The organism is Lysinibacillus sp. FSL L8-0312 (assembly GCF_038003285.1).
Classification (GTDB): domain Bacteria; phylum Bacillota; class Bacilli; order Bacillales_A; family Planococcaceae; genus Lysinibacillus; species Lysinibacillus fusiformis_D.
On sequence record NZ_JBBOOV010000001.1, the window covers coordinates 160,969 to 178,966 of the forward strand.

Annotated in this window: 15 protein-coding genes and 1 other RNA gene; all 16 read left to right on the plus strand. The window is 39.3% G+C overall.

Annotation, left to right across the window (positions count from 1 at the left end):
* Positions 1 to 131: 131 nt before the first annotated feature.
* The 16 genes from MHI22_RS00790 to MHI22_RS00865 all read left to right on the plus strand — a co-directional run bounded on the left by MHI22_RS00790 (position 132) and on the right by MHI22_RS00865 (position 17,993).
* The gene (locus MHI22_RS00790) at positions 132 to 1,382 is read left to right on the plus strand and encodes a ribonuclease H-like domain-containing protein (RefSeq protein ID WP_036118422.1); all 1,251 of its coding nucleotides are present in this window, start codon (positions 132 to 134) and stop codon (positions 1,380 to 1,382) included.
* A gap of 121 nt (positions 1,383 to 1,503) precedes the next feature.
* A complete protein-coding gene (gene gpsB / locus MHI22_RS00795) occupies positions 1,504 to 1,800 on the plus strand; it encodes a cell division regulator GpsB (RefSeq protein WP_036118417.1) in 297 nt (98 codons plus the stop codon).
* 61 nt (positions 1,801 to 1,861) lie between these two features.
* Positions 1,862 to 2,241: RNase P RNA component class B (gene rnpB / locus MHI22_RS00800), an RNA gene on the plus strand.
* Positions 2,242 to 2,645: 404 nt separating this feature from the next.
* Positions 2,646 to 4,391, plus strand: coding sequence for a putative bifunctional diguanylate cyclase/phosphodiesterase (locus MHI22_RS00805; RefSeq protein ID WP_036118414.1), 1,746 nt, complete (start codon positions 2,646 to 2,648; stop codon positions 4,389 to 4,391).
* 3 nt (positions 4,392 to 4,394) lie between these two features.
* A complete protein-coding gene (locus tag MHI22_RS00810; RefSeq protein ID WP_036118413.1) occupies positions 4,395 to 5,531 on the plus strand; it encodes a THUMP domain-containing class I SAM-dependent RNA methyltransferase in 1,137 nt (378 codons plus the stop codon).
* A gap of 85 nt (positions 5,532 to 5,616) precedes the next feature.
* On the plus strand, positions 5,617 to 7,524 hold the full coding sequence (locus MHI22_RS00815) for an ATP-dependent DNA helicase (RefSeq protein ID WP_058845093.1): 1,908 nt from the start codon (positions 5,617 to 5,619) through the stop codon (positions 7,522 to 7,524).
* 281 nt (positions 7,525 to 7,805) lie between these two features.
* Complete coding sequence (locus tag MHI22_RS00820; RefSeq protein WP_231745136.1) at positions 7,806 to 9,212, plus strand: sensor histidine kinase; 1,407 nt, start codon at positions 7,806 to 7,808, stop codon at positions 9,210 to 9,212.
* Positions 9,205 to 9,783 carry an ANTAR domain-containing response regulator gene (locus MHI22_RS00825; protein WP_036118407.1) on the plus strand — a complete coding sequence of 193 codons (579 nt, stop codon included), beginning with the start codon at positions 9,205 to 9,207 and terminating at the stop codon, positions 9,781 to 9,783. Before MHI22_RS00820 ends, MHI22_RS00825 begins: the two co-directional genes overlap by 8 nt.
* 83 nt (positions 9,784 to 9,866) lie before the next feature.
* Positions 9,867 to 11,111, plus strand: coding sequence for an ethanolamine utilization protein EutH (gene eutH / locus MHI22_RS00830; RefSeq protein WP_036118404.1), 1,245 nt, complete (start codon positions 9,867 to 9,869; stop codon positions 11,109 to 11,111).
* Positions 11,112 to 11,137: 26 nt separating this feature from the next.
* Positions 11,138 to 11,479, plus strand: coding sequence for an ethanolamine utilization microcompartment protein EutS (gene eutS / locus MHI22_RS00835; protein ID WP_036118401.1), 342 nt, complete (start codon positions 11,138 to 11,140; stop codon positions 11,477 to 11,479).
* 10 nt (positions 11,480 to 11,489) lie between these two features.
* Positions 11,490 to 11,990, plus strand: a complete 501-nt coding sequence (locus tag MHI22_RS00840; RefSeq protein WP_036118397.1) for a EutP/PduV family microcompartment system protein — start codon at positions 11,490 to 11,492, stop codon at positions 11,988 to 11,990.
* Between the two features lie 17 nt (positions 11,991 to 12,007).
* Positions 12,008 to 13,429, plus strand: a complete 1,422-nt coding sequence (locus MHI22_RS00845; RefSeq protein ID WP_036118394.1) for an ethanolamine ammonia-lyase reactivating factor EutA — start codon at positions 12,008 to 12,010, stop codon at positions 13,427 to 13,429.
* A 5-nt stretch (positions 13,430 to 13,434) separates the two neighbouring features.
* Positions 13,435 to 14,805: an ethanolamine ammonia-lyase subunit EutB gene (locus MHI22_RS00850; protein WP_051891580.1), complete on the plus strand. Its 1,371-nt coding sequence runs from the start codon at positions 13,435 to 13,437 to the stop codon at positions 14,803 to 14,805.
* Positions 14,806 to 14,814: 9 nt separating this feature from the next.
* Entirely contained in the window at positions 14,815 to 15,825 is a 1,011-nt protein-coding gene (eutC, locus tag MHI22_RS00855) for an ethanolamine ammonia-lyase subunit EutC (RefSeq protein ID WP_330493849.1), read from the plus strand.
* Positions 15,826 to 15,836: 11 nt separating this feature from the next.
* Positions 15,837 to 16,487, plus strand: a complete 651-nt coding sequence (eutL, locus tag MHI22_RS00860) for an ethanolamine utilization microcompartment protein EutL (protein ID WP_036118375.1) — start codon at positions 15,837 to 15,839, stop codon at positions 16,485 to 16,487.
* Positions 16,488 to 16,502: 15 nt separating this feature from the next.
* Positions 16,503 to 17,993 carry an aldehyde dehydrogenase family protein gene (locus MHI22_RS00865; RefSeq protein WP_051891579.1) on the plus strand — a complete coding sequence of 497 codons (1,491 nt, stop codon included), beginning with the start codon at positions 16,503 to 16,505 and terminating at the stop codon, positions 17,991 to 17,993.
* Positions 17,994 to 17,998 lie beyond the last annotated feature (5 nt).

Sequence of the window (17,998 nt, forward strand, 5' to 3'; positions counted from 1 at the left end):
GTCGTGATAGTTTTAGGTTAACTTCTGCTCGTCAGTTTGAAAAACTAGACGAAATGACTTTGAATGAGTCTAACAATCATGGTAATCTTGCAAGAGAGTCTTATACTATAAGCAGAAAATGAGTGAAATGCATGTCTTACGAAAATAAAATACTACAAATGAAAAAAATGCTTGGTAAAAAACCAACAGCAGCTCAACAAAAGGTAGAAGAACCAGCTTATCAAAAGCCAACTAAGCCGAGCTATACCGAGCGCTGGGAAAAGGCGGGGCTTACGGTTGTAGAAAATGATTTTGGGATTGTGTTTAAGCGCCATGTGCAGTATCCGTTTTCTTATCAGCATGGTCATTATCAGCTACAGTCATTCTTTGATGCCTTGAAAAAATGGCAGGGTGCCGAGTTTGACCATCCTTATGCACTTGATTTACAGGAGCCTGTATTATTTTTTGATACGGAAACGACGGGCTTAAAAGGTGTTGGTACGCATATTTTTTTGCTTGGGTTTTTAGAGGTAGACGAAGAATGTTTTAAATTGACTCAATATATTCTTGCAGATCCTGCACATGAGGCAGCTTTCTTGTTTGAATCAAAGCTTTGGCAAAAATCAGCGACTGTGATTACCTACAATGGGAAAAGCTTTGATTGGCCGCAACTTGAAACGAGATGGACGCTCCATCAAAAAACATTACCAAAATTACGAGCGCAGCGACAGATTGATTTGTTGCATAGTTCGAAGCGTTTATGGAAAAATGATATGGAGCGCTTAAAATTAAAATCTGTGGAGGAAGAGAAACTTGGTTTTTCTCGTATAGGAGATATTCCAGGCCATCTTGCACCAATTATTTATTTAGATGCTGTGAAAAGTGGCATACCTGACGCTCTTATGAAGGTGCTGCTTCATAATGAGTGGGATTTACTGTCCCTCATCACACTTTATAGTCATTCAACGCAATTATTGTTTGAAGAGGAGCATGAGGAATCAGCAAAAACCTTCACCAATATTGGGAAATGGTATGGCGATTTAAAAGAAAGCACACAAAGCGTAAGGGTTTTAGAAAAGGTGACAATGCAATTTGATGCACTAGAAGCGGGGAATGCTCAATATTATTTAGCGTTACAGCATAAAAAGGGAAAACGTTATAATGAAGCTATTGACTCATTTGTAGCCTCTCTCCATTTTGTTGAACCAAGGACAAAGTTACATGCCCTTGAGCAGTTAGCCATACTTTATGAGCATCAAATGAAAGACTATGACCAGGCCCTTTATTATACGCAAGAAGGCATACGTCTTATTCAAAATCATGAGCAATGGAGAATAGAACAAAAACAAAAATGGGAAATTTCGTGGGAAAAGCGATTACACAGATTAGGAAATAAGAAATAATTTCCTGGGGAAGCGCAAGAAACGACAAGTTTAGCCTTACAATTGGTGTTTTCAGACGATATAATGTGATGAAGTATGCTATAATGTATTCGTGTATGTAGTGTGAGGAAGGGCGATGTGAATGGACATTAAATTAACGTCAAAAATGATCCTTGAAAAGGAATTTAAAAAGAACTTTAAAGGCTACAATGTAGAAGAAGTAGATTCTTTTCTTGATGAAATTATTCAAGATTATGAAACGTTTGAAAAAGCGGTGGCCCAACTACGTGAAGAAAATAGACAGTTAAAAGAAGAAATTGATAGTACCCCAAAGAGACAACCAGTTGCATCAGCAGCTGCTGGTACAACTAATTTTGATATTTTAAAACGTCTTTCTAATTTGGAAAAGCATGTATTTGGCAGCAAGCTATACGAATAATTTTTTATTAATTATATTGTATTTAACATAAAACTCTAGTATAATCTTTCGTATCATCATGAAATTCTGGTAATCGCTGCGGCGCTAGACGTCGTAGAGGAAAGTCCATGCTCACACGGTTCTGAGATGTCCGTAGTGTTCGTGCTTACTGAAAAAATAAGGTAAGGCAGCTGTTCAAGCTGACGGCGGAAGGAAAACCTAAGTCCTAGGATATGGTTGACACTTCCTGAAAGTGCCACAGTGACGAAGCTTGCTTGGAAACATGCAAGGTGGAACGAGGTAAACCCCACGAGTGAGAAACCCAAATTATGGTAGGGGCACTCTCTTGAAGGAATTGAACGGATAGAGGGACAGAGTATGCTCTGTAGATAGATGGTTACCACCTGATCGTACGAGGCGCAAGCTGTTTGAGTACTCAGGAACAAAACATGGCTTATGGAATTTTTTGATGCTTATCTACGAAATATCAAACGCTCTCCAATTCGGTGGAGAGCTTTTATTTTGAGTTCATGAGGAAAAAGTAACCTTGTTAATCAAGTCTTGGTATGCGCGATACGTTTGAAAATGGCGAATATATCGCTACCGCTTCTAAGTCATAACATCTGAAAACGGCTATCGCATCCACGTGATGTATTGCTCTTGATGGCATATTTTATCGGGTGTCTAAACACCCGTTGATCAAGATAAAGCCTCTGGCGAATGGCGCAGATTTTAGTAATTTGCAGAACATGTAAGTTCGAAAATATCTGGACACAATTAGCTGAGGCGGAATGGATTACATACCGGTTAACCTGACATAAATGCCCTTTGAGGGGGAGTATAGAGAGATAGGATGGAGCGGAAACATGAACGGAGTAAACAATTGGGAAAGTATGGATAAACTAAAGCTAATTTCTAAATATCCGACTACCTTAATACTTAAAATCTTCGAAAATGTATCTGAAGGTATCATGATTACAGATGAATTCAAAAAGATAGTAATGGTCAATCCTGCCTTTGAATTTGTTACAGGCTATACACGTGATGAGGTGGTTGGAAAAACGCCAGCCGTATTACAATCAGGTGTACATGAGTTGCCATTCTATTTAGAGATGTGGGAACAGATACGACAAGAAGGCATTTGGCAAGGTGAGATATGGAATCGTCGTAAAACTGGAGACGTATATCCTGAATGGTTAACAATTGTTTGTGTAACCAACGATGAGGGTGAGGTTACAAATTACTGTGGTATTTTCACAGATTTGTCTGAAAGAAAAATAGTAGAAAACGAATTAGAAAAGCGTTTGCTTACGGATTCATTAACAGATGTATCCAATCGTTTTGCCTATATTGAAAGAATGGATAATCTCTTAGAATCGACTTCTGCTATTTCTCATTCAGTGCAGCATGCGATCTATTTCTTAGATTTGGATCGATTTAAGCAAATTAATGATACATTAGGCCATGCTGTTGGAGATTTAATTTTGAAAGAAGTAGCAAATCGTCTAAAACAGCTACTAAAAAACAAAGACATTATTGCTAGATATGGTGGCGATGAATTCGTCATTACTTTAACCAATGTGAAAAATGTGAAAGAGGCTGCAAAATTTGCTGATCAAATTATTAGTTGTATTGAACAACCGATGATGATTAACGGTCAGGAAGTTTTTATGTCGACAAGTGTGGGTATTAGTGTTTATCCAGTAGATGGTAAAAATACAGAACAACTCATCAATTGTGCAGATCGAGCAATGACCTATTCCAAAAAGAATGAATTAAACGGCTATTCCTTTTATTTTGATGAACTACAAACAGACGCACAGCGCGTTTTATTGCTAGATTCAGAGCTAAGAAAAGCTATAGAAAACCGTGAATTTGAGCTGCATTTTCAGCCGAAGATTTCGATGGAAGATGAGCAAATTCAAGGCTTAGAGGCACTGGCTCGCTGGAATAGCGAGAGGTTAGGCTTTGTGTCACCTGCGGAGTTTATTTCCTATGCGGAGGATACGGGTTTAATCATTCCGTTAAGTGAGCTTATTATTGAAAAAGCATGTGAGGCAGTTATTCAAATGCAGCAACAGGGTTGGAAAATACCTGTTGCCATTAATATATCGAGTATACACTTTAAACAGCAGAATTTTTTAGAATCGATACAAGCCATATTAGAGCGCTATAATATGCCAGCTAATAATTTTGAAATAGAAGTGACGGAGCGAACGGTGATGAACAGTGCGAACGAGACGGTTAGTAAATTGGTTCGTTTGAAACAATTAGGCTTTAAAATCTCAATCGACGATTTTGGGACAGGCTATTCATCCCTAAGCTATTTAGTTCGCTTTCCATTAGATTGTTTAAAAATTGATCGAAGCTTTATTCAGCATATTGGCTCACTCGATGAAAAACAGGCAGTTGTAGATGCGATTATTCAAATGTCCCATCGCCTAAAAATGAAAGTTGTTGCTGAGGGTGTAGAACAGGCACAACAAGTGGATATACTACGTAAAATGAACTGTGATATTATCCAGGGCTATTATTACAGCAAACCATTACCATTAAACGATCTCATTGAGTTTATGGAGTTTTGGGAAATTGAGCATCAAGGAAGGAAATAAGTTATGGCAAACTATCAATTAGTAGCTACGTCAGCAATGGGCTTAGAGTCTATTGTGGCCCAAGAAGTAAAAGCTCTTGGCTATGAAACAACTGTTGAAAATGGCAAAGTATATTTTGAGGGCGATGAAACGGCTATCGCACGCACCAATTTATGGTTGCGTGTAGCGGATCGTGTCAAGATAGTCGTTGGACAATTCCCAGCAAAATCTTTTGAGCAATTATTCGAAAGTGTCAAAGCATTACCATGGGAAAAATATTTACCTGTGGATGCGGCTTTTCCGGTTTCAGGGAAATCTGTAAAATCGAAATTATTTAGTGTACCAGATTGCCAAGCAATTACCAAAAAAGCAATCGTTGAACGAATGAAACAGCATTATAAACGACTTGGCTTTTTAGATGAATCGGGTGCGACTTACAAAATTGAGGTTTCGATTTTAAAAGATGTGGCGACACTGACTATTGATACATCTGGCGCAGGCTTACATAAGCGTGGCTATCGTCAGGCACAAGGGGAGGCACCGTTAAAGGAAACGTTAGCGGCGGCACTTGTGCAAATTTCGAAGTGGAATCCAAATCGTCCGTTCGTTGACCCATTCTGTGGCTCTGGTACTATTACACTTGAAGCGGCAATGTTTGGACAAAATATTGCACCAGGGTATAACCGTGAATTTATTTCTGAGGATTGGCCTTGGATGAAAGCGGCCATCTGGGATCAAGTCCGTGATGAAGCGGAAAGTTTAGCCAATTATGATCAGCCATTAGAAATTATTGGTTCTGATATTGACCATCGTATGGTCAGCATTGCACAAGAAAACGCAATAGAAGCGGGCTTTGGTGAGTTAATCACGTTTAAGCAAATGCAAGCACGCGATTTTACAACACAGTTAACGGATGGTGTCATGATTGGGAACCCACCATATGGAGAACGTATTGGTGATGTAGAAGTCGTGGAGCAGGTAATCCGTGATGTCGGGAAAGTCATGAAAAACTATCCATCTTGGTCTGTGTATATGCTATCCTCCATGAAAAATTTTGAAGAATTATATGGACGCCAAGCGACGAAGAAACGAAAATTATTTAATGGTTTTATTGAAACAAATTATTATCAGTTCTGGGGTCAAAAGTCTAAAAGAGATTAACGAATAGTAACGGAAGATAAGATCTTTTCTTATCTTCCGTTTCGTCGCGTATAATAGCACCAGATAGTTAGAGGGGGAACATCAATTGCGTAAATCTTTACCATTTGCATTATCAAAGGACCGTTCATTTTTTGAATCATTAGGTGATTGGATGGGCGATGTCCTTTATGATGAATTACCTGAAAAAGGCTTTGAATGCCGTGATGAGCAAATTTTTATGGCTTATCAAATAGAGCAAGCACTGAAAGAAAAAAATATCCTCTTTGCAGAGGCAGGCGTAGGAACTGGGAAAACAATCGCTTATTTATTACCAGCCATCTCTTATGCACGCTACACAGGGAAGCCTGCGCTAATTGCTTGTGCAGATGAAACATTAATCGACCAACTCGTGAAAGAGGGGGGCGATATTTATAAACTCCAAAAAACGTTAGGGCTCGATATAGATGTTCGTCTTGCAAAATCGAGAGACCAATATTTATGCTTAAAACGCTTTGAGGAAGCAGAAAAAGTGGAGACTGATGAATGGATTGATGATATTGCTTTTTCCATCCCTGATGGTGTCTATGCGCAAGGCTCTATGATTGCTTTACAGCCATATGGAGAACGTAGTGACTATCCAACGGTTAGTGATGAGGATTGGCAAAAAGTGAATTACAATGCCATTATGCAATGTTCTGTTTGTGAGCTGCGTAATCGCTGTGGGCAAACGTTGCATCGCTCCCATTATCGTAAATCAACAGATCTTGTCATTTGTTCTCAGGATTTTTTAATGGAGCATTTGGCTACAAAGGAATCTCGTGAGCGTGAAGGTCAGCTTGCTTTACTGCCAGAGGTATCGATGATTGTGTTAGATGAAGGGCATTTATTGGAATATGCTGCGCAAAAGGCAATGACATATAAAGTTCAAGCAACTACCATCGTACAATTATTAGAGCGATTGATGGTAGATGGCGTACGCGAGCGTACACTGTATGCGATGGAAAAATTACAGGATGATCATGAGCTATTTTTTGATCAGCTTCGTGATGATATCGTTGCTTCAAATGAGGATCGTAAACGTATAAACAAATCGAAAGCATTGCTTGCTTATGGGAAGCAGCTAATAAATGATGTGGAAGTTTTGATGGAAGAATTCGTCTTTGAATCAGAAATGTATATGATTCCTGAATATGAGTTAAATATGGCGGAAGAATACTTAGAACAATATGAGGCTTCCTTACGTATTTTCATAGCACAGGGAGATGCGGTGGATTGGTTAGAGGAAACAGATGGCGAGGAAACGCTTGTCATTATGCCTCGTTTAATCACAGAAGTTTTAGCAGAAAAATTATTCTCTAAAAAGCTTCCAATCGTCTTTTCTTCTGCCACATTATCGGTCAATAAGGACTTTTCTTACATTGCCTACAGTTTAGGTATTCGCGATTACCAATCATTTTCTGTGCCTTCTCCATTCGACTATGAAGAAGTGATGAAAATTTATTTACATGAGCTTACGCAACGTGACAAAACAGCGCGTGTTCAGCAATTGCTGCGTGATAGCGAGCAAACATTGATTTTATTTAAATCAAAGCAAGCCATGCTAAATTTTAAGGCAGAATTGCCGATTATGGAGCGTATGTATGTAGCATTTGAAGGAGATCGAGAGCTATCCGCCATTGTTCGAGATTTCCAGCAGGGGACTATTAAAACATTATGCTCCTATCATTTATGGGAAGGCTTAGATTTACCTGAGGAAGCCTTAACACGTGTGATTATTTATGATTTACCATTTCCTCCACAGGATCCATTATTTGATGCGAAACGTACGTTTGCTGAAAATCCATTTGAAGAAGTGGAACTACCTTTCATGCAACTACGCTTGCAGCAAGGGATGGGTCGCTTAATCCGTACATCTAATGACCATGGAGATATTCATATTTTATTAAATGAAGAAGAACAAAAACAACGTGCAGCCTTTGAAAATATAGTAGCGGTTGTACCAGAAATAAAATAGAAAGAAGCGAGTTTGCCATAAAGGTAAGCTCGCTTTTTTAATATATTAAAATAACATTATGGGTATGGATATAATGTGGTGGTTTAAAAAACTGTTGAATATTTCTCTTTTAAGCTATATAGTTCTTTGTAATGCAACGAAATTTGGTGAAAGAAAATATTTTTTGTATTGAAAATAATTTCACAAAAGGTTTATAATAATGACAAGAATTTTTAAGAATAGTCAAATTGCTTGCTGACTATTCCTTGATAGGGGGCTTAAACCTGTCGAACATTCAATCATTGTGTAGAAAATATACAAATCTATCGGCAACGGATATTGACAAGTTAATAGAAATTGAAGCTACGCTAACGTATTATGCTGAGTTGACTGATTGTTATATGTTCATAGATTGCCTGCTGGAAAATTTACCGCATGCAATTGTTGTGGCAGAGGCATTCCCGAAAAAGGAAATTGGTTTATATGAAAAATCAGTTATCGGAAAATTCGTATTTGAAAGTTTTGAACCAGCTGTATTTGCTGCATTCAAACATCAAGAAAAATCTTCTATTTCCAGAGCGATTACGCAGGAAGGGATTACGGTAGAGCAAAATGTGATGCCTATTTTTAATGAGCAACAGCAAGTGATTGCTGTGTTGATTCAGGAAAAAATGGTGAAGATGCAAACGACACCGAAAGATGATTTTCAAAATATGCCTTTTGCTTTAATTGAGCATATTGTAGAACCGAATCCGCAACCGATACCCGTAGTTTCTGATTTACTTGTAGAGTCCATAATTCTCACCAATCATGAAAATAAAGTGATTTATAGCAATCCTGCTGGCTATCATTTTATTTCTGAGCTATCGGGATTAGAGAACTTTGACAATGTTGCATTGGATAAAATTTTACCTTTTTTACAAGAAGTCTATGATAAAGGCGATGATGTCTTTTTCTTAGAAATTACAATTGATCGTAAATCCTTTATTGTAAAGAAAATTCCGATTCGCAGTCAAAACGAGAAGGTCACTTTACTCATTATTCATGATCTAACAGAGCTTAAGCTGAAAGAAAATGAGTTAATGATGAAAACCTTTGCGATACGAGAAATTCACCACCGCGTGAAAAATAATCTTCAGACAGTGACAAGCTTATTACGCCTGCAAATGCGCAATGATCGGTCTGCTGCGAATGCAAGTGCTTTTCAAGAGGCATTAAATCGAATATATAGTATTTCATCTGTTTATGAGCTTATTTTAGAAAATGAAGATAACGCTGAAGAAAAAGTAGATGTTATCGCGTTAGCTAAAAAAATTGGTCATAAAATGATTGATACGTCCAATACAGCAACTATTCAACTAGCCTTTCAACATGATAATTTGCAGCTATTCTGTCATTCAAAAAAAGCGGTATCTCTCGCACTCATTATTTGCGAGCTCCTGCAAAATGCATTAAAGTATGCTTTTATCGGTCGTGATGAAGGAACCATTGATATTCAATTCATTCAGGAAGAGTCTACTATTTCACTCCATATTTCTGACAACGGCGTTGGAATGCAAGAGGTGAAGGCATCTTTTGGGATGGAGATTATCACAAGGCTTGTAGAGTATGATTTAGCTGGCTCATTTTCAATTATCCCTAGTGAAGAAGGTACACATACTCAAATTCAGTTTCCTGTAAGTGAGGAGGTATTTATCGTAAATGACTAGGAAAGTTATGATTGTCGAAGATGAATCACTGATTGCGATTGATTTGAAGTTTATGTTAGAAGACAATGGCTACGAAGTAGTAGCACAGGCGAGTAATGGGGAAACAGCCATTGAATTAGCCTTTTTACATAAACCGCAATTAATCTTAATGGACATTAAAATGCCTAAACTGGATGGGTTGAAGGCAAGTAAAATTATTGAACAACAGCTTGGTATACCCGTTCTTTTCATCTCGGCATACAGTGAAAAAGAATTGTTGCTATACATGAAGCAAGACAATATATTAGGCTATGTCATGAAACCGTTTTCTGAGAAAAATGTGTTGCCTGTGTTAGAGGTTGCTTTTCATCAAATTGATAAATTTAACCGACTCAATGGCGAGATCTTACATAAGCAAACACAATTGGAAAAACGAAAAATCATTGAACGAGCAAAGGGTTTGCTCATGCAGGCTGAAAACATTAGTGAGGACGAGGCTTACCGTAAGATTCGCAATGAAAGCATGCAAACACAACAGGAAATGGTACACATTGCACAGCAAATTATAAACACCTTACAAGTCAATAGTTGAAGCAAAGGCGCTTTAAAGAGATTTCTTCTTTAAAGTGCCTTTTTTTATATAAATTTAATAATGAAAAAGGGGTGATGAGTAAGATGGCAATGATAGGAACGATTATCGTTTATATTATTATGATTTGTGCTGTTTTAGGGGCAATCGGGGCTATCCGAGATGCTGAGTATGGGATTGGGAAAGAATTTATGAATGGGATTCATACCGTTGGGCATATTTTTGTCCCAGCAGCAGGGATCATGGCAGCTATACCTTACTTAACATGGTTTATTAGTCATTTTATTAGTCCGATTTTTGAGTTAATTGGTGCAGATCCTGCGATTGCAGCGACGACGATTTTAGCCTCGGACATGGGTGGTTACCAATTAGCCAATGCGTTAAAGGAGTCTTATGAGGGATGGGTAATGGCTCTTGTTGTTGGCTTTATGTCAGGTGCTACCATTGTATTCTCAATTCCAATGGGTCTTGCGATGTTAGATAAGCGTGATCATAAATATATGGCGCTAGGTATTATGGCTGGCGTATTAACAATTCCGATTGGTGCATTTATTTCTTCGATCATGATCGTGCTATTTAACACAGAAGTACGTGAAGTTATTAGTACAACAGAGGCACCTACATATGTGTTTGCCATTTCTGTTTTACAAATATTAATTAATTTACTACCGTTATTCATTTTCGTTATTTTAATCGCACTAGGCTTAAAGCTTATTCCGAACGGTATGATTGCAGGCTTCATGATATTCGGACGCGTGATGGATGCGGGGATTAAATTAGTGTTAGTGTTCTCGATTGTAGAGATTTTTACAGGTATTTTTACAAAGATATTTGGTGCGTGGGGCTTCGATCCAATCATGGCTGATGAAATCGACCAATTCCGGGCATTAGAAACAGCTGGTTATATTGGAATTATGCTAGCGGGTGCGTTCCCAATGGTGTATTTAATTCGAAAATATGCTTCCAAACCACTTGAAGCGGCTGGTAAAAAATTAGGTTTATCATCTGTAGGAAGTGCGGGGATTTTAGCAACAATTGCTAATATTTTGGCGATGTTTACACTGATTCGCCATATGCCACCGAAGGATAAAGTAATTAACATCGCGTTTGGTGTATGTTCGGCCTTTTTATTAGGCGATCACTTATCATTCACAGCTAACTTCCAGCCAACCATTATTTTACCTGTAATCGCTGGGAAGTTTTTAGCCGGTGTTATTGCGATTATTTTTGCTTATAAGCTTTCTGTACCAACTGCATTAAGGCTGGAAATTGAGGATCGCAAGGCAGGCATTATTAAAGAAGGCGAATATTTAACAGATCAAAAATCTTAATTGATTAAAAAGTGAGGTGATGACGTGTGAGTGAAGAGAAAAAAAGATTTATTCAGGAGTTTGTGCCGGGTAAACAGCTAACATTGAGTCACCTTATAGCCAATCCTGATCCCGATATGTTTCAAAAGCTGGGTATCCAAGAATCGGGCGCACTGGGCATTATGACGTGTACCCCAAGTGAAACGGTGATTATCGCAGGAGATTTAGCGACAAAGGCTGCCAATGTCAGACTAGGATTTTTAGATCGTTTTACAGGTAGTCTCGTTATTGTTGGTAGTGTATCAGAGGTGGAAATGGCGATGTTAGAAATTAATCGTTTTTTATCTGAGGTATTAGGTTATACACCATCAAAAATAACAAAATCATAGGATGTGTCATATGAAAAATCGAGTAATGATAATAGGCGGTGTGCAGGCAGGAAAGTCAACATTGATGAATACGTTGTTGGGTAAAGAAAGCAGTGCCAATAAAACACAAGCACTCGTTTATGATGACTGGATTGTTGATACACCAGGTGAATATGTTGAAAATCCAATGTATTACAGGAATATTATGGCAACATCATTGGAAGTAACCCATGTCATTTACTTGCAGGATGCCACCTCTGCAAGAAGTGTGTTCCCTCCGCAATTTAGCTTAGGGATTCCTAAAATACAGATTGGTGTTATTACCAAGATAGATGCCCCTAATGCCAATATGGAAAGGGCTATAGCCTTATTAAAAAATGTGATGACACATGGGCCCATCGTGAAAACCTCTTCCTGGCAAAAGTTAGGCATCGAGTTGATTGAACCATTGATTCAACTTACGACACAGGAAGAAATTCGTCAATTCGTCAAGGATCGCGATAGTCCGTATCTCATGTATTGCTCACAGTAGCGAGAGGGAGGTATAGGGTGAAAACTGAAAAAATATTTAGTGCAGGCATTGATATTGGGACAAGTACTACCAAAATGGTGGTCAGTAGTTTTCTGTTAAAGAATGTGGCTGGTGTGACACATGTGCCAAGGATTGAAATTATTGAGAAAACGGTGTTACATCAAAGTCCAATCATTAAAACACCTTTTATCAATCGAGACATCATCGATATGAAAAAAATTGAAGAATTTATTTTTCAGCAATATCAATTAGCACAAATCGCACCAACTGACATTTCAACAGGTGCCATTATTATTACAGGCGAATCGGCCACGAAGGAAAATGCAAGCGAGGTTGTCCATACCATTGCCGATGGTGCAGGTCATTTTTTAGTTGCTACCGCTGGTCCTGATTTAGAGGCCATCATTGCTGCTAAAGGGGCTGGTACCCTACAGCAATCAAAGAATTCAGCTAAGGTGATTGCCAATATTGATATTGGCGGAGGAACTGCCAATATTGCTGTGATGCAGTTTGGAGAAGTTATTGGTACATGTACCTTACATGTTGGTGGTAGATTGATTGAATTTAAGGATGGGAGGGTTCAATCAATTTCTCCGCCACTCATGCGACTAATGGAACAATGGGCTAATCCGTTAGCTGTCGGTGATGCGGCCGATGATGCTCGTGTTTCACAATGTATTGACGAAATGGTTGGAACACTTGCCATGATTCTTAGTGGACAGTGTACCGATGGAGAGCATCCATTATTACTAGGGCATTTACCGAACTGGCATAAACCAGTGGATGCCATCGTCTTTTCTGGTGGTGTAGCTTCCTGTATTTATGAAAATGAATGTACTCAGCGCCAATATGATGATATAGGCGAAAAATTAGCGAAAATGCTTATACAACATGAGCAACTACAATCGTTTTTATGGCTACGACCAGAAGAAACAGCACGTGCAACAGTCACTGGAGCGGGTACACAAACAACTGAAATTAGCGGGGCAACCATTCAGGTAGATGCCGAGGTGTTACCACTAAAAAATGTACCTGTTTTCAACTGCCATATGGAGTCAGCGAAAGATTTTAATACTACGGTGAAGACAGCCGTAGAGCGAGCAGATGATTTATTTTCCATCCAGGATAATCGTTCGCCTTTCGCACTCTATTTTAGCGAATTGCCGTATTTAAGCTTTCAGGATGTACATGCATTGTGCCAGGCTATTTTGCAACATTTGGCGACAAGATGCTCCAAGGACATACCAATTATCATAGTCATTCAATCAGATTACGCAAAGATTATTGGACAGACCATACAAGCCATTCATGCGACAGTACCAATTATTTGCATCGATCAAATTAAAGTGGAGACGGGCGATTATATCGACATTGGAGAGGCTCTGCCATCTGGCGTTGTTCCTGTTGTGGTGAAGACCCTTGCCTTCCACTCAAAGTAAGGAGGATGAATGTGAATCTATCGGTGATATTTGGTGGAGAAAAATATAATTTTAAATCATTAAAAGATGTAATGGCTAAGGCCAATGAAGAAAAATCAGGCGATCGGCTAGCTGGTATTGCAGCTGAGACGGTTCAACAACGAATCGCAGCTAAAGCTGTATTAAGTGAGCTTTTAGTCAAAGATATCCGAGAAAATCCATTAGTGCCGCAGGAAAATGATGAGGTTTCACGCATTATTGAGGGCGATATTAATGAGCAAATCTATGGAGAAATCAAAAACTGGAGCATCGAGCAGCTGCGTGAATATATTTTATCGAATGACACAGGGGATCGTGAATTAAAGCGATTAAGCAAAGGGATGAATTCAGAAATTATTGCTGCTGTCACAAAGCTCATGTCAAATCTAGATCTTGTTCATGCAGCCAATAAAGTAGAAATACTGTCAACGTGTAATATTACCATTGGGCAAAAAGGGACACTGTCCTCTCGCCTACAGCCAAACCATCCAACAGACAATATTGATGGCATCATCGCCTCACTAAAAGAAGGACTGTCTTATGGTATTGGAGATGCTGTTATCGGTATTAATCCTGTAGATGATTCAGTTGAAAGTGTCAAAAAGGTACTTACGGCTACAAAAGAATTTATCAATGATTGGTCCATCCCTACACAAAACTGTGTCCTAGCTCATATCACAACACAGATGAAAGCAATTAAGCAAGGCGCACCAGCAGATATGATTTTCCAAAGTATTGCTGGGACGGAAATTGCCAACCGTTCGTTCGGTATTTCTGCGGATTTAATAAGAGAAGCAGAGGAGCTCATTAAAAAGCAAGGAACGGGTACTGGCCCAAATTTATTCTACTTTGAAACGGGCCAAGGCTCAGAGCTATCGGCAGAGGCTCATATGGACATTGACCAAGTAACACTCGAATCTCGCAATTATGGATTTGCAAGACATTTTAATCCTTACATTGTGAACACAGTAGTGGGCTTTATCGGTCCAGAGTATTTATACAATAATAAACAGGTTATTCGAGCAGGTCTAGAAGATCATTTCATGGGCAAAATGCACGGTATTCCAATGGGTGTAGATATTTGTTATACCAACCATATTAAGGCGGACCAAAATGATGTTGAAGATTTAAGTGTGCTACTAACAGCGGCTGGCGTTAACTTTATTATTGCTGCGCCGATGGGTGATGATGTTATGCTCAACTATCAATCAATGAGCTTCCATGATGTGGCTACATTACTCCAAACATTTGGTAAAAAACCAGCACCAGAATATTTAGCATGGTTAGAGAAAATGGGCATTTATGAAAATGGTCGACTTTCAGCAAGAGCTGGCGATTTATCCATTTTTGAAAGGTAGGTGAGTCCAGTGAATGATCAATTAGTCTCTATGATTACACAGCTTGTTATGGAAAAGATGGAGAAAAGCACCGAGAGCCAAGTGCCTGAAACGGTAGCTACTCCAACAGAACAACCTCTTATTACGTTTTATGATACAGCAGCACATCAGGCAACAGAAACAACAACATCAAGAGCAACATCGCAGGAGCCATTAATTCAGCTGTATCAGCATGGAGCTCCACAGCAGGCGACGGTAGCTCCTACTGCTACTTTCGAACAACCCATCAATGTAGCTGTGTCGATTAAGCCTTTTCAGTTTGAGGCAGATACGTTAACGGATAGTGTACAAGCCGCTAAAAAACATACACCTGCTCGAATTGGCGTTGGAAGAGCGGGGACAAGACCAAAAACAAAAACTTGGTTAAAATTCCGACTCGATCATGCTGCTGCAGTGGATGCCGTGTATGGTGAAGTGTCCGAGGGTCTTTTACAAAAGCTTGATGTCTTTCAGGTCACAACGAAAGTCACGGATAAAGAGGAATACATTACAAGACCTGACTTAGGTCGTCGTCTATCGGACGAATCAAAAGCGTTAATTCAGCAAAAATGTAAGCCGCAACCAAAAGTACAGATTATTATTTCGAATGGCTTAAGTGCTAGTGCGATTGAGGAAAATGTGCAAGATGTGTACTTAGCCCTTCAGCAAAGTCTTAGCAATTTAAATATTGATATCGGCACAACTTTCTATATTGATAAAGGGCGTGTTGCTTTAATGGATGAAATTGGTGAGCTGCTACAGGCAGAAGTGATTGTTTATCTCATTGGTGAACGTCCAGGTCTTGTATCTGCTGAATCGATGAGTGCGTATCTATGCTACAAGCCAAGAATCGGTACAGTGGAAGCGGAGCGTATGGTGATATCAAATATCCATAAAGGTGGTATCCCACCATTAGAAGCAGGTGCTTATCTAGGAACCATTGTAGAAAAAATCTTGCATTATCAGGCAAGTGGTGTAGAGCTTGTCGCAAAAGAAGGTTAGGGGGCTGAACCATGAATCCTCAAAAAATTATGGCGCAAATTTTAGCGATGCAAACCATTCCAAGAGTGAACAGTGAACTAGCAGAGCAGTTAGATTTGAAGCCATATCAACACAGCATTGGACTTGTCACACTGACAATCGACGATGTGGGCTATGTTGCCTTAGACGAGGCAACAAAAAAGGCAGATGTCGATGTTGTCTATGCGAAGAGTTTTTATGCGGGAGCGGCTCATGCATCTGGCCCATTGTCAGGTGAAGTAATTGGCATCATTGCGGGAAGCTCACCTGATGAAATTCGTAGTGGACTTGATGCCATTCAACAAAAAATTGAATTTGATACGTACTTTGAAGCCATTAATCATAATGACAATCACGCCCTGTTTGCCCATACCGTGGCAAGCTGTGGTACGTATCTTGCCGAGCTTGCAGATGTAAAGGTTGGCACACCACTTGCTTATTTAATCGCACCGCCATTAGAGGCAATGATTGGATTAGATGCAGCATTAAAAGCGGCAGATGTGGAGTTAAAGGTTTTCTTTGGCCCTCCGTCTGAAACCAATTTTGGTGGCGGCTTATTAAGTGGTAGTCAATCGTCATGTGAGGCTGCGGCAAATGCTTTCAGAGAAGCTATTGAAAATGTAGCTAGAAATCCAGTGATCTAGAAAGGAGGCGGCTTTATGGCCACATTAGACAAAGACTTATTAGCGATTCAGGAAATGAGAGATGCTGTAAAACATGCTAATACAGCACAGGCTGCCTACATGCAATTTTCACAGCAACAAGTAGACAACATTGTGAAGGCTGTTGCGGATGCTGCCTTTAAGGAAGCAGACCGTTTAGCAAAAATGGCGGTGCAAGAAACAGGGATGGGTATTCCCAACCATAAAAAGATGAAAAATGAAGTGGCTTCAAGAGATGTCTATGAGGATATCAAAGACTTAAAAACGGTTGGCATTGTGGGCTATGACCGCATGAAAAAAGTAGCCGAAATCGCTAGTCCTTTTGGCGTCATCGCAGGTATAGTGCCAACGACGAATCCAACCTCTACAGCCATCTTTAAAACACTTATTTCTTTAAAAACAAGAAATGGCTTAGTACTTAGTCCACATCCATATGCCGTGAAATGTACGAAAGAGGCTTTAGATATTTGTCGAGTAGCTGCTGAAAAAGCAGGTGCACCAGAAGGTTTACTACAATGTTTAACGATGTCTTCTATGGAGGCAACACAGCAGCTAATGAAGCATCCTGACATTCATTTAATTTTAGCGACTGGTGGCGGTGCATTGGTGAAGGCAGCGTATAGCTCTGGCAAACCTGCTTATGGTGTAGGGCCAGGGAATGTACCAGCTTACATCGAAAAATCGGCTAATCTTCAAAAATCTGTACGTCAATTAGTGCAAAGCAAATCGTTCGATAATGGCACAATCTGTGCAACAGAGCAAGCCATTATTGTGGATAAGGCAATTGCAGAGCAAGTGCAGACAGAATTAAAGAAAAATGGTGCTTATTTATTAAATGCTGAAGAAAAGGCCAAAATGGAGAAATTGATTTCGCCTGTTCCTGGAAAAGTAAATCCACAGATTGTTGGCAAATCAGCTACTTGCTTAGCAGATTCTGTTGGCATTACGGTACCAGACGATACAAAAGTACTCGTTGGATTGGAAACGATGATCGGTAAAAATATTCCGTTTTCTCTTGAAAAATTGTCACCAATCTTTGCTCTTTATGTAGTAGAAAACAGTACAGAAGCAAAGCAAGTCATGATTGACCTGTTAAATATTGGTGGACGCGGACACACATGCTCTATTCACACAGAAAATGCAGCATTAGCAGAGCAATTCTCCGTTGAATTACCAGTATCACGCATTGTGGTCAATACATTATCATCTATCGGTGCAGTAGGTGGCACAACGGGGCTAGCCCCATCCTTTACATTAGGCTGCGGTACATTTGGCGGCAATATTACGTCAGATAATATAACAGCAAGACATCTATTAAATATTAAACGTATGGCGTACGGTATTAAAGATGTTGAAGTGCCAAAACCAGAATTTGAAGTACTGTCCGTTGTCGAGTCGGTTGTAGCACAAGAACCTTCTTTAGATACGACAATGGTTCAGCAAATTGTCGATCAAGTATTAAAACAAATCACATTACAAAATAAATAATTTGG